General features: G+C 61.6%; 16 protein-coding genes and 4 tRNA genes. All 20 read left to right on the top strand.

Features of this window, described 5'->3' with window-relative positions; all coding sequences use genetic code 11:
- Window positions 1-21: 21 nt before the first annotated feature.
- The 20 genes from trpD to PSQ39_RS03060 all read left to right on the top strand — a co-directional run bounded on the left by trpD (window position 22) and on the right by PSQ39_RS03060 (window position 21768).
- Window positions 22-1074, top strand: coding sequence for an anthranilate phosphoribosyltransferase (trpD, locus tag PSQ39_RS03155; protein WP_273925135.1), 1053 nt, complete (start codon window positions 22-24; stop codon window positions 1072-1074).
- Between the two features lie 130 nt (window positions 1075-1204).
- Entirely contained in the window at window positions 1205-1993 is a 789-nt protein-coding gene (trpC, locus tag PSQ39_RS03150) for an indole-3-glycerol phosphate synthase TrpC (protein ID WP_273925134.1), read from the top strand.
- Window positions 1994-2008: 15 nt separating this feature from the next.
- Window positions 2009-2764, top strand: a complete 756-nt coding sequence (locus tag PSQ39_RS03145) for a uracil-DNA glycosylase (protein ID WP_273925133.1) — start codon at window positions 2009-2011, stop codon at window positions 2762-2764.
- Between the two features lie 190 nt (window positions 2765-2954).
- A tRNA-Tyr gene (locus tag PSQ39_RS03140) sits at window positions 2955-3040 on the top strand.
- A gap of 74 nt (window positions 3041-3114) precedes the next feature.
- Window positions 3115-3188: transfer RNA gene (locus PSQ39_RS03135), tRNA-Gly, on the top strand.
- Window positions 3189-3241: 53 nt separating this feature from the next.
- Window positions 3242-3316, top strand: a tRNA-Thr gene (locus PSQ39_RS03130).
- Window positions 3317-3395: 79 nt separating this feature from the next.
- Window positions 3396-4586 (top strand): elongation factor Tu, encoded by a 1191-nt coding sequence (gene tuf, locus PSQ39_RS03125; RefSeq protein ID WP_273925132.1) that lies wholly within the window; start codon window positions 3396-3398, stop codon window positions 4584-4586.
- Between the two features lie 9 nt (window positions 4587-4595).
- Window positions 4596-4671, top strand: a tRNA-Trp gene (locus tag PSQ39_RS03120).
- Between the two features lie 91 nt (window positions 4672-4762).
- Window positions 4763-5146, top strand: a complete 384-nt coding sequence (gene secE, locus PSQ39_RS03115) for a preprotein translocase subunit SecE (RefSeq protein WP_273925131.1) — start codon at window positions 4763-4765, stop codon at window positions 5144-5146.
- The gene (gene nusG, locus PSQ39_RS03110) at window positions 5146-5733 is read left to right on the top strand and encodes a transcription termination/antitermination protein NusG (protein ID WP_273925129.1); all 588 of its coding nucleotides are present in this window, start codon (window positions 5146-5148) and stop codon (window positions 5731-5733) included. Before secE ends, nusG begins: the two co-directional genes overlap by 1 nt.
- A gap of 139 nt (window positions 5734-5872) precedes the next feature.
- A complete protein-coding gene (gene rplK, locus PSQ39_RS03105; protein WP_273925128.1) occupies window positions 5873-6304 on the top strand; it encodes a 50S ribosomal protein L11 in 432 nt (143 codons plus the stop codon).
- Window positions 6304-6999, top strand: a complete 696-nt coding sequence (rplA, locus tag PSQ39_RS03100) for a 50S ribosomal protein L1 (RefSeq protein WP_273925126.1) — start codon at window positions 6304-6306, stop codon at window positions 6997-6999. The genes rplK and rplA overlap by 1 nt, the downstream gene beginning before the upstream one ends.
- 243 nt (window positions 7000-7242) lie before the next feature.
- Window positions 7243-7782 carry a 50S ribosomal protein L10 gene (gene rplJ, locus PSQ39_RS03095; protein WP_273925125.1) on the top strand — a complete coding sequence of 180 codons (540 nt, stop codon included), beginning with the start codon at window positions 7243-7245 and terminating at the stop codon, window positions 7780-7782.
- Window positions 7783-7822: 40 nt separating this feature from the next.
- The gene (gene rplL, locus PSQ39_RS03090; protein WP_273925124.1) at window positions 7823-8197 is read left to right on the top strand and encodes a 50S ribosomal protein L7/L12; all 375 of its coding nucleotides are present in this window, start codon (window positions 7823-7825) and stop codon (window positions 8195-8197) included.
- Between the two features lie 287 nt (window positions 8198-8484).
- Window positions 8485-12609, top strand: coding sequence for a DNA-directed RNA polymerase subunit beta (rpoB, locus tag PSQ39_RS03085; protein WP_273925123.1), 4125 nt, complete (start codon window positions 8485-8487; stop codon window positions 12607-12609).
- A 20-nt stretch (window positions 12610-12629) separates the two neighbouring features.
- A complete protein-coding gene (gene rpoC, locus PSQ39_RS03080; protein ID WP_273925122.1) occupies window positions 12630-16844 on the top strand; it encodes a DNA-directed RNA polymerase subunit beta' in 4215 nt (1404 codons plus the stop codon).
- A 107-nt stretch (window positions 16845-16951) separates the two neighbouring features.
- Window positions 16952-17506, top strand: coding sequence for a LemA family protein (locus PSQ39_RS03075; protein ID WP_273925121.1), 555 nt, complete (start codon window positions 16952-16954; stop codon window positions 17504-17506).
- 17 nt (window positions 17507-17523) lie between these two features.
- The gene (rsmB, locus tag PSQ39_RS03070) at window positions 17524-18891 is read left to right on the top strand and encodes a 16S rRNA (cytosine(967)-C(5))-methyltransferase RsmB (RefSeq protein WP_273925120.1); all 1368 of its coding nucleotides are present in this window, start codon (window positions 17524-17526) and stop codon (window positions 18889-18891) included.
- The gene (locus PSQ39_RS03065; protein WP_409241975.1) at window positions 18842-19492 is read left to right on the top strand and encodes a DUF4390 domain-containing protein; all 651 of its coding nucleotides are present in this window, start codon (window positions 18842-18844) and stop codon (window positions 19490-19492) included. Before rsmB ends, PSQ39_RS03065 begins: the two co-directional genes overlap by 50 nt.
- Entirely contained in the window at window positions 19489-21768 is a 2280-nt protein-coding gene (locus PSQ39_RS03060) for a sensor histidine kinase (protein ID WP_273925118.1), read from the top strand. The genes PSQ39_RS03065 and PSQ39_RS03060 overlap by 4 nt, the downstream gene beginning before the upstream one ends.
- Window positions 21769-21780: the final 12 nt, after the last annotated feature.

The following is a 21780-nucleotide window of genomic DNA, read 5'->3' as shown; positions in this document are numbered from 1 at the left end:
TTGAACTCTGGAGACATTTGCATGCCCATCACCCCCCAGGAAGCGCTTCAGCGCACCATCGAACACCGCGAGATCTTCCACGACGAGATGCTCAAGATCGTGCGCTTGATCATGAGCGGCGAGCTGTCGCCCGTGATGACGGCGGCCTTGATCACCGGTCTGCGTGTCAAGAAGGAAACCATTGGCGAAATCACTGCCGCGGCCCAAGTGATGCGTGAGTTCTCGACCAAGGTCCATGTGGCTGACAAGACCCACCTGGTCGACATCGTCGGCACCGGTGGCGACGGCTCGCACACGTTCAACATCAGCACCTGCTCGATGTTTGTGGCCGCTGCCGCGGGCGCCAAGGTCAGCAAACACGGTGGACGCAGTGTGTCCAGCAAGTCGGGCAGTGCGGACGTGCTGGAGGCCCTGGGCGTCAACATCAACCTGCCGCCAGAGGCGATCTCGCGCTGCATCGAGCAAACTGGCATCGGCTTCATGTTCGCGCCCAACCACCACCCGGCCATGAAGAACGTGGCGGCGGTGCGCAAAGAGCTGGGCGTGCGCACCATCTTCAACATCCTGGGCCCGCTGACCAACCCGGCGAGTGCACCCAACATCCTGATGGGGGTGTTCCACTCCGATCTGGTGGGCATCCAAGTGCGTGCCTTGCAGCGCCTGGGGGCGGAGCACGCGGTGGTCGTCTATGGCCGAGACGGCATGGACGAGGTCAGTCTGGGCGCGGCCACCCTGGTGGGCGAGTTGCACAACGGCCAGGTGCGCGAGTACGAAATCCACCCTGAAGACTTTGATCTGCCCATGGCCAGCAACCGTGCGCTGAAGGTGGACACGCCCGAGCAGTCGCGCGACTTGCTGTTGGCCGTGCTGGACAACAGCGAGGACCCTGCCGTGCGCGCCGCTCGCGATATCGTGCTGCTCAACGCCGGTGTGGCGCTTTATGCTGCCAACGTCGCGCCCAGCATGGCCGATGGGGTGAAGCTGGCCCGCGCGGCTTTGGCCAGTGGCGCCGCCAAGCAAAGCCTGTCGGCTTTGGTGGCTGCCAGCCAATCCTTGAGCCCCACCCAGGCTTGAGTATGAGCCCATGGCATGAACCAGCCGGCTGGATTGCCCTGGGTATGCCTGTTCTGTTCCTGGTGGGGGCTTGGAGGCCCGAACCAGGCGTTTCTGAAGATTTGAAAATGGCTCCTGAAGCCCGCCCAAAATGAGTGACATCCTCAACAAAATCGTGGCTGTGAAGCACGAAGAACTCGCCGCCAGCCTCAAGAAGGTGCCGCTTGCGGCCATGCGGGCCGACGCCGAGAGCCGTGTGCTCACGCGCGACTTCGTCGGCGCTTTGCGCCAGAAGATCGCTGCAGGCCAAGCCGCTGTGATTGCCGAGGTCAAGAAGGCCAGCCCCTCCAAGGGCGTGATTCGCGCTGACTTCATCCCTGCCGACATCGCCCAGAGCTACGCCGAGCATGGTGCGGCCTGCCTGTCCGTGCTGACTGACAAGCAGTTTTTTCAGGGCAGCGTGGACTTTCTCAAGCAAGCCCGCGCCTCATGCGCCTTGCCGGTCTTGCGCAAGGATTTCCTGATTGACGCCTACCAGGTCTACGAGGCCCGGGCCATGGGTGCCGATGCGATTTTGCTGATCGCCGCCTGTCTGGATGACGCCCAAATGGCCGACTTCGAGGCCATTGCCCGCAGCCTGGACATGGCGGTGCTGGTCGAGGTGCATGACCGCGCCGAGTTGGAGCGCGCCCTGCGCCTGAAGACCCCCTTGGTAGGCATCAACAACCGCAACCTGCGCACCTTCGAAGTGACGCTGGACACCACCCTGGGCATGCTGGCCGATGTCCCGGCTGACCGCTTGCTGGTCACCGAATCGGGCATCCTGGCGCCGGCCGATGTGGCCCGCATGCGCGAAGCCAACGTCCACGCCTTTTTGGTCGGCGAGGCTTTCATGCGGGCACCAGACCCGGGTGAGGCCCTGGCCCGTTTGTTCGCTTGATCCGAGGCGTTGATCATGTCACGCCCGACGTCTGATCTGGGTTTGGAGTCGACCGCAGCGGCGGCCGATCAGTTGCTCCATGCAGACCCTAGCCAGTGGCCTGTCGCGCCCGCCTGGGCGGATTTGGTGGCCGGCTTTTTTGCCCAGGCGGAAGGGAAGCGCTTGCTGGCCTTTTTGCAGCAGCGTCTGGACCAGGGCGCGGTGGTGTTTCCGCCCCAGCCCCTGCGCGCCTTGCAACTGACGCCACCCGAGCAGGTTCGGGTCGTGATCCTGGGGCAAGACCCTTACCATGGACGGCATCAGGCGGAAGGCTTGGCTTTTTCGGTGGCGCCTGGCGTGCCCGTTCCACCCTCGCTGCGCAATATTTTCAAAGAATTGCAACGCGATCTGGGCACTCCTTTTCCAGCCTTCCCCGTGCCCGGAGGCAGCCTGGCGTCCTGGGCCCGGCAAGGCGTGTTGTTGCTCAACACCTGCCTGACGGTGGAGGAGGGTCAGCCGGCCAGCCACGCCGGTCGGGGTTGGGAGCGTTTGACGGACGCAGTCATCCAGCACGTGGCGCAAGGGCCGCGGCCGGTGGTCTTCATGCTTTGGGGTGCCCACGCGCAGAGCAAGCGCCCCATGATCGATGCTGAGCGCCACTTGGTGCTGACGGCCAACCATCCCTCGCCCTTGTCGGCCTTGCGGCCGCCGCTCCCTTTCATCGGTTGTGGGCACTTCTCACAGGCACGGGCTTGGCGTGACCAGCAGGCGTCGGCGGGTTCGGCGCTATGAACTTGGCATGGCCTCTGGCTTGAGGGGCCGCCTTAAAATTTTCGACGCCAAGCAAAAAAACTGCACGAGAAGCCGGATGGTCTCGAAATTCGGGTCATAATAGCGGTCTTGCAAATTCTTTTCGGAAGTTTGCAGCTCGAAATAAACGTAGTTCAAGCCTTAAAATTTGTGCTATAATTCGAGATTCGCCGGAGGGGTGCCCGAGTGGCTAAAGGGGGCAGACTGTAAATCTGTTGGCTAACGCCTACGCTGGTTCGAATCCAGCCTCCTCCACCAGCGATTGAATTGATGTGTGTGGCGACCGGAATGCTGCGCGAGGTGATGCCTTGAACTGTCTTGTCATTGCTTTGGCGGGAGTAGTTCAATGGTAGAACCCTAGCCTTCCAAGCTAATGACGCGGGTTCGATTCCCGTCTCCCGCTCCACAGTCGGTTCGAGTTGAGTTAGATTTTTGAAGTCCGCTGGACGGTCTTCAGATGCCCATGTGGCTCAGTGGTAGAGCACTCCCTTGGTAAGGGAGAGGTCGCGGGTCCGATTCCCGCCATGGGCACCACGTTCTTTTGCGTCTCCTGTCAGGAGGCGCTTTGACCCTCGTTGTGTTGATTTAGGTAATTTTTTTCGGAGTCGAAAAAATGGCAAAAGGCAAGTTTGAACGTACCAAGCCGCACGTAAACGTCGGCACCATCGGTCACGTTGACCACGGCAAGACCACGCTGACGGCTGCTATCGCAACCGTTCTGGCAGCCAAGTTCGGCGGCGAAGCCAAGGCTTACGACCAGATCGACGCAGCGCCCGAAGAAAAGGCCCGCGGTATTACCATCAACACCGCTCACGTTGAGTACGAAACGGCCAACCGCCACTACGCTCACGTGGACTGCCCCGGCCACGCTGACTATGTGAAGAACATGATCACCGGCGCCGCTCAAATGGACGGCGCTATCTTGGTGTGCTCGGCTGCTGACGGCCCGATGCCCCAAACCCGCGAACACATCCTGCTGTCGCGTCAAGTGGGCGTGCCCTACATCATCGTGTTCCTGAACAAGGCTGACCTGGTGGATGACGCCGAGCTGCTGGAACTGGTGGAAATGGAAGTTCGCGAACTCCTGTCCAAGTACGACTTCCCTGGCGACGACACCCCGATCATCAAGGGTTCGGCACGTCTGGCGCTGGATGGCGACAAGGGCGAGCTGGGCGAAGGCGCCATCATGAAGCTGGCCGAAGCCCTGGACACCTACATCCCGACCCCGGAACGTGCTGTTGACGGCGCTTTCCTGATGCCCGTGGAAGACGTGTTCTCGATCTCGGGTCGCGGCACCGTGGTGACCGGCCGTATCGAGCGCGGCATCATCAAGGTTGGCGAAGAAATCGAAATCGTCGGTATCAAGCCCACCCTGAAGACCACCTGCACCGGCGTGGAAATGTTCCGCAAGCTGCTGGACCAAGGTCAAGCTGGCGACAACGTTGGTATCTTGCTGCGCGGCACGAAGCGCGAAGAAGTTGAGCGTGGTCAAGTGCTGTGCAAGCCCGGCTCGATCAAGCCCCACACCCACTTCACCGCCGAAGTGTACGTTCTGTCCAAGGACGAAGGTGGTCGTCACACGCCGTTCTTCAACAACTACCGTCCTCAGTTCTACTTCCGTACGACTGACGTGACTGGCGCCATCGAGCTGCCGGCCGACAAGGAAATGGTGATGCCTGGTGACAACGTGTCGATCACTGTGAAGCTGATCAACCCCATCGCCATGGAAGAAGGTCTGCGCTTCGCCATCCGCGAAGGCGGCAAGACCGTGGGTGCTGGTGTTGTGGCCACCATCATTGCCTAATTGATACGGAGGGGTATAGCTCAATTGGCAGAGCGTCGGTCTCCAAAACCGAAGGTTGTAGGTTCGATTCCTACTGCCCCTGCCACCTGAAGGTGGCAACCCAAAAGCCCGTCAAGACCTGACGGGCTTCGGTGTCTCAGGACACGCAACATATTTGAAGCGGGAACCAGCCCATCATGGCAACTTCACAGGTTGAAACCGTCAATGCCGGGGCCGATAAGGCCAAGATCGCGGCTGCAAGTGCTTTGGTGCTTGCAGCCTTGGTGGCGTTTTATCTGCTGTCGCGTCAAGGCGCTTTGGCTCAGTGGGCTGCCCTGATCGTCGGCCTGGCTGCGGCTGTCGCCGTGTTTCTGACCTCAGAGCCGGGTCGCCAATTGGTGGCCTTCGGTCGCGAGGCGGTGCGCGAAGTGCGCAAGGTGGTCTGGCCCACCCGCAAAGAAGCCATGCAGATCACGGCCTACGTGTTTGCTTTTGTGGTCGTCATGGCTTTGTTCCTCTGGTTCACTGACAAAACCCTGGAATGGTTGTTCTACGACTTGATTCTGGGTTGGAAGAAATAATGACTGACGCTGTTGACAACACCGCAGGCGAAGCGGCTGCGGCGCCCGTGAATCCAGACCTGCGCTGGTACGTGGTGCATGCCTATTCGGGTATGGAAAAGGCTGTTGAACGCAACATCCTGGAGCGCATCAACCGCGCCGGCATGCAGCACAAGTTTGGTCGCATCTTGGTTCCCACCGAAGAAGTGGTGGAGATGAAGAACGGTCAGCGCAAGACCACTGAACGTCGCTTCTTCCCCGGTTATGTGCTGGTGGAGATGGTGATGGACGATGAGTCCTGGCATTTGGTCAAGCACACCAACAAAGTCACTGGCTTTGTGGGTGGCGCCAAGAACCGCCCTGCTCCGATCTCCGAAGCCGAAGTGCAGAAGATCGTGAGTCAGATGCAAGAAGGCACCGATAAGCCACGTCACAAGGTTGAGTTCGAAGTTGGCGAACTGGTGCGTGTCAAGGAAGGCCCATTCACCGACTTCAACGGCTCGGTGGAAGAAGTCAATTACGAAAAGAGCAAGGTTCGCGTGTCGGTGACCATCTTCGGTCGCGCCACCCCTGTCGAGCTCGAGTTCACCCAGGTCGAAAAAACCTGAGTCCACTCCCCCTTTGGCCGGTTCGCCGGTTGTTGTGTCACCCGACTCGGCACAGCGTCAAAACTCAGAGTCGTTAACCCCGGGAAGCTGCGCTGCTTCATGTTGAACAGCGTCGCGTTTGACCCGCAAGGAGTAAAGCATGGCGAAAAAAATCGTCGGTTTTGTGAAGCTGCAAGTGCCAGCTGGCAAGGCCAACCCGTCCCCCCCGATCGGCCCGGCACTGGGTCAACGTGGCCTGAACATCATGGAATTCTGCAAGGCGTTCAACGCCCAGACCCAAGGTGTTGAGCCCGGCCTGCCGCTGCCGGTGGTGATCACCGCGTTCGCTGACAAGAGCTTCACCTTCATCATCAAGACGCCCCCGGCGACCACCTTGATCAAGAAGGCCATCAAGCTGGACAAGGGTTCGCCCCGTCCGCACAGCGACAAGGTCGGCAAGATCACCCGTGCTCAGCTCGAAGAGATCGCCAAGACCAAGATGAAGGACATGAACGCTGCCAGCGTTGATGCCGCCATTCGTACCATTGCCGGTTCCGCACGCTCGATGGGCGTGACGGTGGAAGGTCTGTGATGACTAAGCTCACCAAAAAAGCAAAAGCCCTGCAAGGCAAGGTTGACAGCAACAAGCTGTACCCCCTGACTGACGCCATCACCCTGGTGAAGGATTGCGCAACTGCCAAGTTCGATGAATCCATCGACGTGGCTGTGCAACTCGGCGTTGACGCCAAGAAGTCGGACCAAGTGGTTCGTGGCGCTGTCGTGCTGCCCAACGGCACCGGCAAGACCAAGCGCGTGGCTGTGTTCGCCCAAGGCGCCAAGGCTGAAGAAGCCAAGGCTGCTGGCGCTGACGTGGTCGGCATGGACGATCTGGCTGCCATGGTCAAGGCGGGCGACATGCCCTTCGACGTCGTGATCGCTGCCCCTGACGCCATGCGCGTTGTGGGTACCCTGGGTCAAATCCTGGGCCCGCGCGGTCTGATGCCTAACCCGAAGGTTGGCACCGTGACCCCCGATGTCGCCACGGCTGTGAAGAACGCCAAGGCTGGTCAAGTGCAATTCCGCGTCGACAAGGCCGGCATCATCCACTCGACCATCGGCCGTCGCTCGTTCGACACCGACAAGCTGCAAGCCAACCTGGCAGCTCTGGTGGACGCTCTGAACAAGGCCAAGCCGGCAACCAGCAAGGGTGTTTACCTGCGCAAGGTGGCTGTGTCCTCGACCATGGGCGTGGGCGTTCGCGTCGACACCCAATCCATCGCAGCTTAATCGCTCGATCGAAGAAATCGTCAGGGGGCGCAAGCCCTCTGGTGTGGTGGGCCCTGATGGCTGCAAAGCTGTCAGGGGCCATCCAAGACCGCTGGTGTGCACGCCGCAAGGCAGGCACTTAATACCCGAGGGGCCAGCGCAGATGGCGATCCCGCTGCAGATGGAAATTTTCCAAAACAGTTGGTCGCTGCACTAAGGCGCGTTGCGGGTTCCGACCCAAAACGCATTTTGAAGGAGTAGACCTTGAGTCTGAATCGCAGTGAGAAAGAAGCGGTCATTTCCGAAGTGACCAGCCTCGCCGCTAAAGCTCAAACGCTCGTGATCGCGGAATACCGTGGCATCACGGTCGCCGACATGACCAAACTGCGCGTCGATGCACGCAGCAAGGGTGTGACCCTGAGTGTTCTGAAGAACACCCTGGCACGCCGTGCTGTGGCTGGTACCCAGTTCGACATCGTCGCCGACCAGATGACCGGTCCGCTGATCTATGGCTTCTCTGAAGACGCTGTGGCCGCCGCTAAGGTGGTGGCCGATTTCGCGAAGACCAACGACAAGTTGGTGATTCGCGGTGGCGCCATCGGAGGCAAGGCCCTGGATGTGAACGGCGTTAAGCAACTGTCCAGCATTCCGTCGAAGGACGTGCTGTTGGCCCAGTTGTGCGGCTTGTTGATGTCCCCCATCTCCCGTACCGCTGTGGTGCTGGGTGCTCTGGCGGCCAAAAAGGGCGAAGGCGCAACCGAGGAAGTGGCAGTTGCCGCTACCGAAGAAGTGGCTGCTGCTTGAGCGCGCAGTCACCTGTTAACCAATTGTTAGGAATTTAAAAATGGCATTCGATAAAGACGCATTTCTGACCGCTCTCGACAGCATGACGGTCCTCGAACTCAACGACCTGGTCAAGGCCATCGAAGAGAAGTTTGGCGTGAGCGCTGCCGCCATGGCCGCTCCCGCTGCTGGTGGTGGCGCTGCCGCCCCGGCCGCTGAAGAAAAGACCGAGTTCAACGTTGTGCTGCTGGAAGCCGGCGCCAACAAGGTGTCCGTCATCAAGGCCGTGCGCGAAATCACCGGCCTGGGTCTGAAGGAAGCCAAGGACCTGGTCGACGGCGCTCCCAAGGCCGTCAAGGAAGGCATTGCCAAGGCCGACGCCGAAGCTGCCAAGAAGAAGCTGGAAGAAGCTGGCGCCAAGGTCGAACTCAAGTAATTGGGTCTCGCTCAGAGGCTGGAGTGCTCTAAAAGGCCTCCAGCCTTTGGTGCTTCTTGGATCAATCCAAGCAGAGCACACCCAAAAGGCGCACAGTGGCGCCTTCTGAGTGTTTTCTGACCCCGACAGCAGAAGACGCCTTGGTTCGGGCGATGTGCAATGCATCGCCGTCAGCCATGGTTGGTAGTGGCCAACCGCCAAGTCTCGCCCGAGTGTGCCCCAGCGTGCGCCACCGAGCGTTTCCCATCGTCGAAGACCCAGGACTCATGTCTTTGCCCGGAGATTTCATGGCCCAAACATCCACGTACAGCTACACCGAACGCAAGCGAATTCGCAAGTCTTTCGGCAGCCGCGACAGCGTGCTCGAAGTGCCTTACCTGCTGCAGATGCAAAAGGACGCCTACACCGCGTTCCTGCAAGCAGATCGTGCCCCCCAAAAACGGACTGCTGAAGGCTTGCAAGCTGCTTTCGAAGCCGCTTTCCCAATCGTCTCGCACAATGGTTTTGTCGAGATGAAGTTTGTCGAGTACAACCTCGCCAAGCCGGCTTTTGATGTGCGTGAGTGCCAGACCCGTGGCCTGACTTTCGCCTCCGCCGTGCGCGCCAAGGTGCAACTGATCATTTACGACCGCGAGTCTTCGAGCGCGCAGTCCAAGGTGGTCAAGGAAGTCAAGGAACAGGAGGTCTACATGGGCGAAGTGCCCCTGATGACCGACAAGGGTTCCTTCATCATCAACGGCACGGAACGCGTGATCGTGTCCCAGCTGCACCGCTCGCCGGGCGTGTTCTTTGAACACGACAAGGGCAAGACCCACAGCTCGGGCAAGTTGCTGTTCTCGGCCCGCGTGATTCCTTACCGTGGCTCTTGGCTCGACTTTGAATTCGATCCCAAGGACCTGCTGTACTTCCGTGTTGACCGCCGCCGCAAGATGCCGGTCACCACGCTGCTCAAGGCCATTGGCCTGAACCCTGAGTCGATCCTGGCGAACTTCTTCGTCAACGACAACTTCCGTCTGATGGACAGCGGCGCGCACATGGAGTTCGTGTCCGAACGCCTGCGCGGCGAAGTGGCCCGTTTCGACATCACCGACAAGTCGGGCAAGGTCGTCGTCGCCAAGGACAAGCGCATCACCGCGCGCCACACCCGCGAGCTCGAGCAATCGGGCACCACCCACGTCAGCGTTCCGGAAGATTTCCTGATCGGCCGCGTGGTGGCACGCAACATCGTCGATGGCGACACCGGCGAAATCATTGCCAAGGCCAACGATGAGCTGACCGAAGTGCTGCTGAAGAAGCTGCGCAGCGCCGGCATCCAAGACCTGCAGTGCATCTACACCAACGAGCTGGACCAAGGTCCGTACATCTCGCAAACCCTGCGCACTGACGAAACCACCGACGAGTTCGCTGCCCGTGTGGCCATCTACCGCATGATGCGCCCTGGTGAGCCGCCGACGGAAGACGCTGTGCAAGCGCTGTTCCAGCGTCTGTTCTACAACCCGGACACCTACGACCTGTCGCGCGTGGGCCGCATGAAGTTCAACGCCAAGATTGGCCGCGAAGAATCCACCGGTCCGATGGTACTGACCAACGAAGACATCTTGGCCGTGGTCAAGATCTTGGTCGACCTGCGCAACGGCAATGGCGAAGTCGATGACATCGACCACTTGGGCAACCGCCGCGTGCGTTGCGTCGGCGAACTGGCTGAGAACCAATACCGCACCGGTCTGGCTCGCATCGAGAAGGCCGTCAAGGAACGTCTGGGTCAGGCTGAACAAGAGCCGCTGATGCCGCACGACCTGATCAACTCCAAGCCGATTTCTGCGGCCCTCAAGGAGTTCTTCGGCGCCTCGCAGCTGTCGCAGTTCATGGACCAGACCAACCCGCTGGCCGAAATCACTCACAAGCGCCGCGTCTCGGCCCTGGGCCCGGGCGGTTTGACCCGCGAACGTGCCGGCTTCGAAGTGCGTGACGTGCACGTGACCCACTACGGTCGCGTTTGCCCAATCGAAACGCCTGAAGGCCCGAACATTGGTCTGATCAACTCGCTGGCTCTGTACGCCCGCCTCAACGAGTACGGTTTCATTGAAACCCCGTACCGCCGTGTGGTGGATGGCAAGGTGACCGACCAGATCGATTACCTGTCGGCCATCGAAGAAGGCAAGTACGTGATCGCCCAGGCCAACGCCACCCTGGACAAGGATGGCCGCCTGACCGGTGACCTGGTGTCGGCCCGTGAAAAGGGTGAATCCACCTTGCTGAGCGCCGAACGCGTGCAGTACATGGACGTGTCGCCGGCCCAGATCGTGTCGGTGGCGGCCTCGCTGGTTCCCTTCCTCGAACACGATGATGCGAACCGCGCTTTGATGGGTGCCAACATGTCGCGTCAGGCCGTGCCTGTGCTGCGTCCCGAAAAGCCGATGGTCGGCACCGGGATCGAGCGCGTGGCCGCGGTGGACTCGGGCACCGTCGTCACCGCCAACCGCGGTGGTGTGGTCGACTACGTCGACGCCACCCGCATCGTGATCCGTGTCAATGACGCGGAAGCGGTGGCTGGTGAAGTCGGTGTGGACATCTACAACCTGATCAAGTACCAACGTTCCAACCAGAACACCAACATCCACCAGCGTCCCATCGTCAAGCGTGGCGACAAGCTGGCCAAGGGTGATGTGATTGCTGACGGCGCGTCGACCGACCTGGGCGAAATCGCCATCGGTCAGAACATGCTGATCGCCTTCATGCCCTGGAACGGCTACAACTTCGAAGACTCGATCCTGATCTCCGAACGCGTGGTGGCCGACGACCGCTACACCTCGATCCACATCGAGGAACTGGTGGTCATGGCCCGTGACACGAAGCTGGGTGCTGAAGAAATCACGCGCGACATTCCGAACCTGTCGGAACAGCAACTGAACCGTCTGGACGAGTCCGGCATCATCTACGTGGGTGCTGAAGTGCAACCCGGCGACGTGCTGGTGGGCAAGGTCACGCCGAAGGGCGAAACCACCCTCACGCCTGAAGAGAAGCTGCTGCGCGCCATCTTCGGTGAGAAGGCTTCCGACGTGAAGGACACCTCGCTGCGTGTGGACCAAGGTTCGCAAGGCACCGTCATCGACGTGCAGGTGTTCACCCGCGAAGGCATCGTGCGCGACAAGCGCGCTCAGCAGATCATCGACGATGAACTCAAGCGCTTCCGCCTCGACCTGAACGACCAGCTGCGCATCGTCGAGGCTGACGCCTTTGACCGTATCGAGAAGCTGCTGACTGGCCGTGTCGCCAATGGCGGCCCGCAAAAGCTGTCCAAGGGCACCAAGCTCGACAAGGCTTACCTGAGCTCGGTCGAGAAGTTCCACTGGTTCGACATCCGTCCGGCCGAGGACGAAGTCGCGACCCAGCTCGAGTCCATCAAGAACTCGCTGGAGCAAACCCGCCACAGCTTTGACCTCGCTTTTGAAGAAAAGCGCAAGAAGTTGACCCAAGGCGACGAGCTGCCCGCTGGCGTGCTGAAGATGGTCAAGGTCTACCTGGCCGTCAAGCGTCGCCTGCAGCCAGGTGACAAGATGGCCGGCCGTCACGGTAACAAGGGTGTGGTGTCCAAGATCGTTCCGGTCGAAGACATGCCTTACATGGCCGACGGCACCCCTGCCGACATCGTTCTGAACCCGCTGGGCGTGCCTTCGCGGATGAACGTGGGTCAGGTGCTGGAAGTTCACTTGGGCTGGGCCGGCAAGGGCATTGGCCAGCGCATCGGCAACATGCTGCAAGCTGAAAGCCGCTTGGCTGAGCTGCGCAAGTTCTTCGAAGAGCTGTACAACGCACATGGCCGCAAGGAAGACCTGTCGCAATTGAGCGACGAGGACGTCATCGAGATGGCCGAGAACCTGAAGACTGGCGTGCCTTTCGCCAGCCCGGTGTTCGACGGTGCTGCCGAAGAAGACATCCGCGCCATGCTCAAGCTGGCTTACCCGGACGACATCGCTGCCGCCAAGGGTCTGACCGCTGCACGCACCCAGGCCAACCTGATCGACGGCCGCACGGGTGAACCGTTCGAGCGTCCGACCACCATCGGCTACATGCACTTCTTGAAGCTCCACCACTTGGTCGACGACAAGATGCACGCTCGCTCCACGGGTCCGTACTCGCTGGTGACGCAACAACCGCTGGGCGGCAAGGCCCAGTTCGGTGGTCAGCGTTTCGGTGAAATGGAAGTGTGGGCGCTGGAAGCTTACGGCGCCGCTTACGTGCTGCAGGAAATGCTCACCGTGAAGTCCGATGACGTGCAAGGTCGTACCAAGGTGTACGAAAGCATCGTCAAGGGCGAACACGCCATCGAAGCCGGCATGCCGGAATCGTTCAATGTGCTGGTCAAGGAAATCCGTTCCCTGGGCCTGGACATCGAGCTCGAACGTTCTTAATTTGAAAGGGAAAGAGTCACATGAAATCGCTACTCGACCTGTTCAAGCAATTCACGCCTGACGAGCATTTCGATGCCATCCGCATCGGCATGGCCTCGCCCGAGAAGATCCGTTCCTGGTCTTTCGGTGAGGTGAAGAAGCCCGAAACCATCAACTACCGCACCTTCAAGCCCGAACGTGACGGCCTGTTCTGCGCCAAGATTTTTGGTCCCATCAAGGACTATGAATGCCTGTGCGGCAAGTACAAGCGCCTCAAGCACCGCGGTGTGATCTGCGAGAAGTGCGGCGTTGAAGTCACGCAAACCAAGGTGCGTCGCGAACGCATGGGTCACATCGACCTGGCCGCGCCTTGCGCCCACATCTGGTTCCTGAAGTCGCTGCCGTCGCGTCTGGGCCTGGTGCTCGACATGACCCTGCGCGACATCGAACGCGTGCTGTACTTTGAAGCCTACGTGGTGACCGACCCCGGCATGACCCCGCTGAAGAAGTTCAGCATCATGAGCGAGGACGATTACGAAGCCAAGCGCAAGGAATACGGCGACGAATTCATCGCCAAGATGGGCGCTGAAGGCATCAAGGACCTGCTGGAATCGATTGAAATCGACTCCGAAATCGAACGCCTGCGCGGCGATCTGACCGGCTCCGAAGTCAAGGTCAAGAAGAACGCCAAGCGCCTGAAGGTGCTCGAAGCCTTCAAGAAGTCTGGCATCAAGCCGGGCTGGATGGTGCTCGAAGTGCTGCCCGTGCTGCCGCCGGACCTGCGTCCGCTGGTGCCGCTGGACGGTGGCCGTTTCGCCACCTCCGACCTGAACGACCTGTACCGCCGCGTCATCAACCGCAACAGCCGTCTGCGCCGTCTGCTCGAGTTGAAGGCTCCGGAAATCATCGCCCGCAACGAAAAGCGGATGCTGCAAGAAGCCGTGGACAGCTTGCTGGACAACGGCCGCCGCGGCAAGGCCATGACCGGCGCCAACAAGCGTGCTCTCAAGTCGCTGGCCGACATGATCAAGGGCAAGAGCGGTCGTTTCCGTCAGAACTTGCTGGGCAAGCGCGTCGACTACTCGGGTCGTTCGGTCATTACCGTGGGCCCAACCCTGAAGCTGCATCAGTGCGGTCTGCCCAAGCTGATGGCACTGGAGCTGTTCAAGCCTTTCATCTTCTCGCGTCTCGAAGCCATGGGCATCGCGACCACCATCAAGGCCGCGAAGAAGGAAGTTGAATCTGGCACCCCCGTGGTGTGGGACATCCTTGAAGAAGTCATCAAGGAACACCCGATCATGCTCAACCGGGCGCCGACGCTGCACCGACTGGGCATCCAAGCTTTCGAGCCGATCCTGATCGAAGGCAAGGCCATCCAACTGCACCCACTGGTTTGCGCGGCCTTCAACGCCGACTTCGACGGTGACCAGATGGCTGTTCACGTCCCGCTGTCGGTGGAAGCGCAAATGGAAGCCCGCACCTTGATGCTGGCCTCCAACAACGTGCTGTTCCCGGCCTCGGGTGAGCCCTCCATCGTTCCTTCGCAAGACGTGGTGCTGGGTCTGTACTACACGACCCGCGACCGCATCAACGCCAAGGGCGAAGGCCTGGTGTTCTCCGACACCCATGAAGTGCAACGTGCTTTCGACGCCGGCCAGGTGGACCTGACCGCCCGCGTCACCGTGCGGATCACCGAGTGGAACAAGGACAAGGCCACTGGCGAATTCGTGCCCGACACCAAGCTGGTGGAAACCACCGCTGGCCGCGCGCTGCTGTCTGAAATCCTGCCCAAGGGCCTGCCTTTTGCCAACATCAACAAGGCGCTCAAGAAGAAGGAAATCTCCAAGCTGATCAACGTGTCCTTCCGCAAGTGCGGTCTGAAGGAAACGGTGGTCTTCGCGGACAAGCTGCTGCAAAACGGTTTCCGTCTGGCCACCCGCGCCGGCATCTCGATCTGCATCGACGACATGTTGGTGCCGCCAGAAAAGCACGGCATCATCGAGCGCTCCGAAAAGGAAGTGAAGGAGATCGAACAGCAGTACGTCTCCGGTCTCGTGACCTCGGGCGAGCGCTACAACAAGGTCGTGGACATCTGGGGCAAGGCCGGTGACGAAGTCTCCAAGGTCATGATGGCCCAGTTGGCCAAGCAAAAGACCATTGACCGCCACGGCAAGGAAGTCGATCAGGAATCGTTCAACTCGATTTACATGATGGCCGACTCCGGCGCCCGCGGTTCCGCAGCGCAGATTCGCCAGTTGGCCGGTATGCGGGGCCTGATGGCCAAGCCTGACGGCTCGATCATTGAGACCCCCATCACGGCGAACTTCCGTGAAGGTCTGAACGTGTTGCAGTACTTCATCTCCACCCACGGTGCCCGTAAGGGTCTGGCGGATACGGCGTTGAAGACGGCCAACTCGGGTTACCTGACCCGTCGTCTGGTCGACGTGACGCAGGACTTGGTCGTGACCGAGGACGATTGCGGCACCAACAATGGTTCGCTGATGCGCGCCATCGTTGAAGGCGGTGAAGTGATCGAATCGCTGCGCGACCGTATCCTCGGTCGCACCGCAGCCGACGATGTGCTGCACCCCGAAACCCGCGTGGTGCTGGCCAAGGCCGGCCAGATGCTGGACGAAGACCTCATCGAAGAACTCGAAGCCGCTGGCGTCGACGAAGTGAAGGTGCGTACGGCTCTGATCTGCGAAACCCGCTATGGCCTGTGCGCCAAGTGCTACGGTCGCGACTTGGGCCGCGGCGGCCTGATCAACCTCGGCGAAGCCGTGGGTGTGATCGCTGCCCAGTCCATCGGTGAGCCGGGTACCCAGCTGACCATGCGGACCTTCCACATCGGTGGTGCCGCTTCGCGCGCTGCCATCGCCTCCAGCGTGGAAGCCAAGTCCAACGGCATCATCGGCTTCAATGCCACGATGCGTTATGTGAGCAACACCAAGGGTGAACTGGTGGTGATTGCACGTTCGGGTGAAATCATCATCCAGGACGAGCATGGTCGCGAACGCGAACGCCACAAGGTGCCTTACGGCGCGATCTTGGCCATCAAGGCCGATCAAACCATCAAGGCCGGCACCATCTTGGCCAACTGGGATCCGCTGACCCGCCCGATCATCACCGAGTTCGCCGGTCAGGTGAAGTTCGAGAACGTCGAAGAAGGTCTGACCGTGGCCAAGCAGGTCGACGAAGTGACCGGTCTGTCCACCCTGGTGGTGATCGATCCGAAGCGTCGTGGCTCCGCCAAGGTCGTGCGTCCGCAAGTGAAGCTGATCGACGCGCAGAACCAAGAAGTCAAGATCCCGGGTACCGATCACTCGGTGACCATTGGCTTCCAAGTCGGCGCTCTGATTCAGGTGCGCGACGGCCAAGACGTGGGCCCAGGCGAAGTGCTGGCCCGTATCCCGGTCGAAGGTCAAAAGACCCGCGACATTACCGGGGGTCTGCCGCGTGTGGCCGAGCTGTTCGAAGCCCGTACGCCGAAGGACAAGGGCACCCTGGCCGAAATGACCGGTACCGTGTCGTTCGGTAAGGAAACCAAGGGCAAGGTCCGCTTGCAGATCACCGATCCGGAAGGCCGCGTGTTCGAAGAACTCGTGCCCAAGGAAAAGAACATCTTGGTGCACGAAGGCCAGGTGGTGAACAAGGGCGAATCGATTGTGGACGGCCCGGCCGACCCGCAAGACATCCTGCGTTTGCTGGGCATGGAAGAACTGGCTCGCTACATCGTGGACGAAGTGCAGGACGTGTACCGCTTGCAAGGCGTGAAGATCAACGACAAGCACATCGAGGTGATCGTTCGCCAGATGCTGCGCCGCGTCGTGGTCGAAAACACCGGCGAGTCGAACTACATTGCTGGCGAACAAGTGGAACGTTCGGAAATCCTGAACACCAACGAAGCGCTGCAACGTGAAGACAAGGTGCCTGCGACCTACACGAACTTGCTGCTGGGGATCACCAAGGCCTCGCTGTCCACCGACTCGTTCATCTCCGCGGCTTCCTTCCAGGAAACCACCCGCGTGTTGACCGAAGCGGCCATCATGGGCAAGCGCGACGAGCTGCGTGGCCTGAAGGAAAACGTGATCGTGGGTCGTCTGATCCCGGCCGGTACCGGTTTGGCATACCACCAAGCACGCAAGGCCAAGGACGCCATGGACGAGGCCGAGCGCCGCGCCATCTCCGAAGCCGAAGCCGCCGACTTGGCTGCCAGCCAGGAGTCCACCTCTGAAGAAGGCGCTGCCACCGAGTAAATTCGGCGGTTAACGCTTTCTCAGCCTGGCGCCCCAGGCCCGTCACATGATGGGTCTGGGGCGTTTTTCATCGGACAATGCTTTTTGTGACCACTGGAGAGCCCGTCATGTCCTGGGGCGATGTGCTTGAATGGCCGATTGGGGTCTGGATCACCGCAGCGCTGCTGCTGTTCTGGGCCGTCGGTGCTTACAACCGGCTGGTGCGCCTGCGCGCCTCGGCCGTGCAGGCTTTCAGCCTGCTGGAGTCGCAGTGGTTGCGGCACTTGGCCTGGATCGACGTGCAGGCCGGCCCGGTGCCCAGTGATGCCGGCCCCCAACCCGCGGCAGGCGACTGGACGGTGGTGCAACCCGCCATGGCCCAGTTCCGCGCCTGCTTGCACGCTGCCAAAGCCGCTCCGCTGAACGCCGAACGCTTAGGTGCTTTGTCCTCGGCATGGTCCGTGCTGCTCATGGCCATCCGCCAAACGCTCAGCCCTGACGAGTCAGGGGCGCTGCGGGTGCCAGAATGGCTGGTTCCCCAGTGGGACCAGATGATGCGACAGGACCAGGCTGCGGTGGAGGTGTTCAACGTGGCCATTACCCAATACAACGAGGCCGTCCGCCAGTTTCCCGCCCTGATCCTGGCCCGGGTGTTTGCTTACCGGCTGGCCCGCCCCCTATGACAAGAGATCAACAGACCATGACCGCTTCAACCGGCTCCCGTACCGGTGACTACGCCGACGCCGTTCCCCTGTGGCAGCAGTTGCAGGCCGTGGCCCAGGCCCTGGCCGATGTGCGTGCTGGGGCCTCGGCCACCACGGCCCTGGAAGCCGTGCCCTCGGCGCTGCGCCCGGGCGTGCAGGCCCTGCTGTTCCATGTGCTGCGCTGGCTGGGTCAGGCCGAGGCCCTGCGCCGCAAGCTGGCCCCGCGCAACCCGCCGCCCGTGGCCGATGCCCTGCTGTGCACCGCTTTGGCCCTGGGCTGGCGCGAGGCCGATGCCCCCTACGAAATGTTCACCCTGGTCGACCAGGCGGTGGAAGCGGCCAAGCGCACCCCTGCCACGCGCCCACAATCGGCGTTCATCAACGCCTGCCTGCGCCGCTTCTTGCGCGAGCGCGAGGCCTTGGTCGAGGCCACGGCGCGCGAGCCCATGGCGCAATGGAACCACCCGCGCTGGTGGATCGACCGGCTGCGCCAGGACCACCCCCGTCACTGGCAGGAGATCTTGCGCACCAACGCCACCCAGGCACCCATGACCCTGCGCGTCAACGAGCGCCAGACCACCGTGAGTGACTACCTCGCGCGCCTGGCCGCTCAAGGCATCGACGCCCTAGCGCTGGGCGGGCAGGCCGTGATGCTGTGGCAAGCTCGCCCGGTGCAGGACGTGCCCGGTTTTGCCGACGGCGTGGTGTCGGTGCAGGACGCGGGGGCCCAACTGGCCGCCCCCCTGCTGTTGGGCGAGTTGACGCCACCGCAGGGGCGGCCTCTGCGTCTGCTGGACGCCTGTGCCGCCCCGGGCGGCAAAACCGCCCATTTGCTGGAACTGGCCGAGGCCGAAGTCACCGCACTGGACATCGACCCCAAGCGCTGCGAACGCATCCACCAAAACCTGGAGCGCCTGCAGTTGCAAGCCCGGGTGGTGGCGGCCGATGCCCGTGACCTGGACCAATGGTGGCCCGTGAATGGTCAGCGTGAGTTGTTTGACGGCATCTTGCTCGACGCGCCCTGCACGGCTTCGGGCATCGTGCGCCGCCACCCCGATGTGCGTTGGCTGCGCCGTGAGAGCGATATCGGCCAACTGGCCGTGATTCAAGCCGCCCTGCTGTCGCTGCTTTGGCCTTTGGTCCGGCCGGGGGGGCGTCTGCTGTATTGCACCTGCTCGGTGTTCAAGGCCGAGGGCGAGCAGCAGATTCAAACGTTTCTTGCACACAACACTGATGCGGTATTACGGCCATCGCCTGGGCATTTAATCCCCCGCACGGCGCGCAAGGGGGACGCTGTCCGGGACAATGGGCACCGTGACTTCGACGGATTTTTCTACGCCTTGCTCGAAAAACGCGCAGATTGACCGCTTCGTCTTTCTCGCGGGATGGCTGCTGGCCGTCTGCTTGCTGATCGGCCTGCGCCCAGCGTGGGCCGACACGCCCGACATTGAAGTGACCCAAATGAGGGTCGAGCGCAGCGAAGAAGGGCTGTTCCTGTCCGCCTTGCTGCGCTTCGAGTTGCCTCAGTTGGTCAACGATGCAGCCGTCAAAGGCATACCCCTGTACTTCGTCGCGGAAGCCGAGGTGCTGCGCGACCGCTGGTACTGGTACGACAGGCAGGTGGCCAGCGCATCGCGCTACATGCGGCTGGCCTACCAGCCGTTGACCCGGCGCTGGCGCCTGCAGGTGGCCCCCACCCCCATCACCAATTCTGGTTTGGGCGTGAGCTTGGCCCAAAGCTTTGAAGAGTTGGAAGATGCGCTGGCCGCCGTGCAGCGCATCTCGCGCTGGAAGATCGCCGAGCCCAGCGAAATCGATGGCGAAGCCAAACACAACATCAATCTGCGCTTCAGACTGGACGTGTCTCAACTGCCCCGGCCCTTCCAGCTGGGGGTGACCGGACGCACGGACTGGAACTTGGCCACCAGCCGCAACCAGCGCTTGAGCCTGGAGCCCGCCAAGTGAGCGTGACCCCGGCCCAGCGCATTGACCGGCACTCGCTGTTCAGCTCGCGCACCGCCCGCTGGACCGTCGGCCTGGGCATCGCCACCATGGTGGTCACCGGCATCGTGCTGCTGTTCCTGCTGACCCAGGCCACCAACAACCGCGACCTCTACGAGCGCAATTACCTGCGCCTGTTTGTCATCAACCTGGTGGTGGCCAGCGCCTTGCTCGCCGCCATCTTGTGGATCGCGCTGCGGCTTTACCAGCGCCTGCGCCGAGGGCGTTTTGGCAGCCGCCTGTTGGTCAAGTTGGCCGCTATTTTTGCCCTGGTCGGCTTCGTGCCGGGCATGCTGATCTATGTGGTGTCCTACCAATTTGTCTCACGCTCGATCGAGAGCTGGTTTGACGTCAAGGTCGAAGGTGCCTTGGATGCAGGGGTCAGCTTGGGGCGGGCCACCTTGGATACCTTGGCCAACGACCTGGCCAACAAGACCCGTGCGGCGGGCAACCAGCTGACCGATGTGCCCGACGCCACCGCCGGCCTGGTGCTGGAAAAAATCCGCGACCAACTGGGGGCCAGTGACGTGGTGCTCTGGGGCGCCTCTGGCCAACTGGTGGCCAGCGTGGGCCAGTCCCGGTTTCAGCTCAACCCCGAGCGCCCCTCGGTACAGGTCATCCGCAACGTGCGCAAACAGCGCGCCCTGGCCCAGATCGAAGGCCTGGACGACCCCGGCAACCCCGCGGCCCTGAGCAACGCCCGCATCCGAGCCATGGCCCTGGTCAGCAGTTCCAGCCTGGGCTTGTTGTCCGAAGCCCGCTTTTTGCAGGTGTCCGTGCCCCTGCCGCCGACCCTGGTCGCCAACGCCATGGCGGTGCAGGAAGCCAACCGCGAGTACCAAGAACGCGCCCTGGCCCGCGTGGGCCTGCGCCGCATGTACATCGGCACCTTGACCTTGAGCCTCTTCCTGGCGGTGTTTGGTGCCGTGCTCTTGGCCGTGCTGCTGGGCAACCAGCTGGCGCGTCCGCTGCTGGTGCTGGCCGAAGGCGTGCGCGAAGTGGCCGCTGGCAACCTCAGCCCCAAAGCCGTCTTGCAAGGCAAGGACGAGCTGGGGGGCCTGACCCGATCTTTTGCGGACATGACCCAGCAGCTGGCCGATGCGCGCGCGACGGTCGAGAAAAGCATGCGCCAGGTCAGCACGGCGCGCGCCAACCTGCAGACCATCCTCGACAACCTGACGGCAGGCGTGATCGTGCTGGACGGGCAGGGCAGCATCCAGTCCTCCAACCCCGGCGCCACCCGCATCCTGAAGGTGCCGCTGGCCGCTTATGAGGGGCGCCCCTTGTCGGCCATTCCTGGGCTGGAAGGTTTTGCCGCCCGGGTGCAAAACCAGTTTGATGCGTTCTTGGGCGAAAACGCCCTGCAGCATGGGCTGGACCACTGGCAGCAGTCCTTTGAGTTGCCCGACGGACAAACCGGCGCCTCGTCCACCATGATCACCTTGGTGGCGCGCGGCGCCGAGCTGCCGGGCGCCGCCCGCCTGCTGGTGTTTGACGACATCTCCGAAATCGTGTCGGCCCAGCGCGCCCAGGCCTGGGGCGAAGTGGCGCGCCGTTTGGCGCACGAGATCAAAAACCCACTCACGCCCATCCAACTGTCTGCCGAGCGCCTGGAGATGAAGCTGGCGGGCAAAGTCGCCGCGCCCGAGCAGGCCATCGTCACCAAGTCGGTCAAAACCATCGTCGATCAAGTCGACGCCATGAAGCGCCTGGTCAACGAGTTCCGTGACTACGCGCGCCTGCCTGCGGCCGAGCTCAAGCCGTTGGACCTCAACACCCTGGTGCAAGACATCTTGCAGCTCTACAGCCCCGAGAACGCCGACGTGCCCGTGCACGTTGAACTGGATCCGCGCTGCCCGCCAGTGCTGGGCGACGCCCAGCAACTGCGCCAGGTCGTGCACAACCTGCTGCAAAACGCGCAGGACGCCACCGAAGGCAGCCGCGAAGACAGCGATGTACCGGCCGTGGAAATCCGCACGCGCTGGAGCGAAAGCACCCAGCGCGTGCGCCTGATCGTGCGCGACCACGGCACTGGCTTTCCCGAGCACATCCTCAAACGGGCCTTTGAGCCCTACGTCACCACCAAATCCAAAGGCACCGGCCTGGGACTTGCTGTGGTGAAGAAAATCGCTGACGAGCACGGCGCGCGCATTGATCTGTCCAACCACTTGCGTGGCGACAAAATTGCGGGGGCCCAAGTGTCGCTATCATTCGCCACTGCACAGGCCCGTGTGGCCTGAGGCGCAAGCGCC

The sequence above is a fragment of the Curvibacter microcysteis genome (assembly GCF_028649455.1).
Taxonomy (GTDB): domain Bacteria; phylum Pseudomonadota; class Gammaproteobacteria; order Burkholderiales; family Burkholderiaceae_C; genus Curvibacter; species Curvibacter microcysteis.
Note: the sequence above shows the minus strand (reverse complement) of the source record. Positions and strands in the feature narration are given on the sequence as shown.

Excerpts from the sequence above, each read along its gene's own strand:
- trpD (WP_273925135.1), top strand. The coding sequence starts at position 22 with ATGCCCATCACCCCCCAGGAAGCGCTTCAGCGCACCATCGAACACCGC.
- trpC (WP_273925134.1), top strand. The coding sequence starts at position 1,205 with ATGAGTGACATCCTCAACAAAATCGTGGCTGTGAAGCACGAAGAACTC.
- PSQ39_RS03145 (WP_273925133.1), top strand. The coding sequence starts at position 2,009 with ATGTCACGCCCGACGTCTGATCTGGGTTTGGAGTCGACCGCAGCGGCG.
- tuf (WP_273925132.1), top strand. The coding sequence starts at position 3,396 with ATGGCAAAAGGCAAGTTTGAACGTACCAAGCCGCACGTAAACGTCGGC.
- secE (WP_273925131.1), top strand. The coding sequence starts at position 4,763 with ATGGCAACTTCACAGGTTGAAACCGTCAATGCCGGGGCCGATAAGGCC.
- nusG (WP_273925129.1), top strand. The coding sequence starts at position 5,146 with ATGACTGACGCTGTTGACAACACCGCAGGCGAAGCGGCTGCGGCGCCC.
- rplK (WP_273925128.1), top strand. The coding sequence starts at position 5,873 with ATGGCGAAAAAAATCGTCGGTTTTGTGAAGCTGCAAGTGCCAGCTGGC.
- rplA (WP_273925126.1), top strand. The coding sequence starts at position 6,304 with ATGACTAAGCTCACCAAAAAAGCAAAAGCCCTGCAAGGCAAGGTTGAC.
- rplL (WP_273925124.1), top strand. The coding sequence starts at position 7,823 with ATGGCATTCGATAAAGACGCATTTCTGACCGCTCTCGACAGCATGACG.
- rpoB (WP_273925123.1), top strand. The coding sequence starts at position 8,485 with ATGGCCCAAACATCCACGTACAGCTACACCGAACGCAAGCGAATTCGC.
- rpoC (WP_273925122.1), top strand. The coding sequence starts at position 12,630 with ATGAAATCGCTACTCGACCTGTTCAAGCAATTCACGCCTGACGAGCAT.
- PSQ39_RS03075 (WP_273925121.1), top strand. The coding sequence starts at position 16,952 with ATGTCCTGGGGCGATGTGCTTGAATGGCCGATTGGGGTCTGGATCACC.
- rsmB (WP_273925120.1), top strand. The coding sequence starts at position 17,524 with ATGACCGCTTCAACCGGCTCCCGTACCGGTGACTACGCCGACGCCGTT.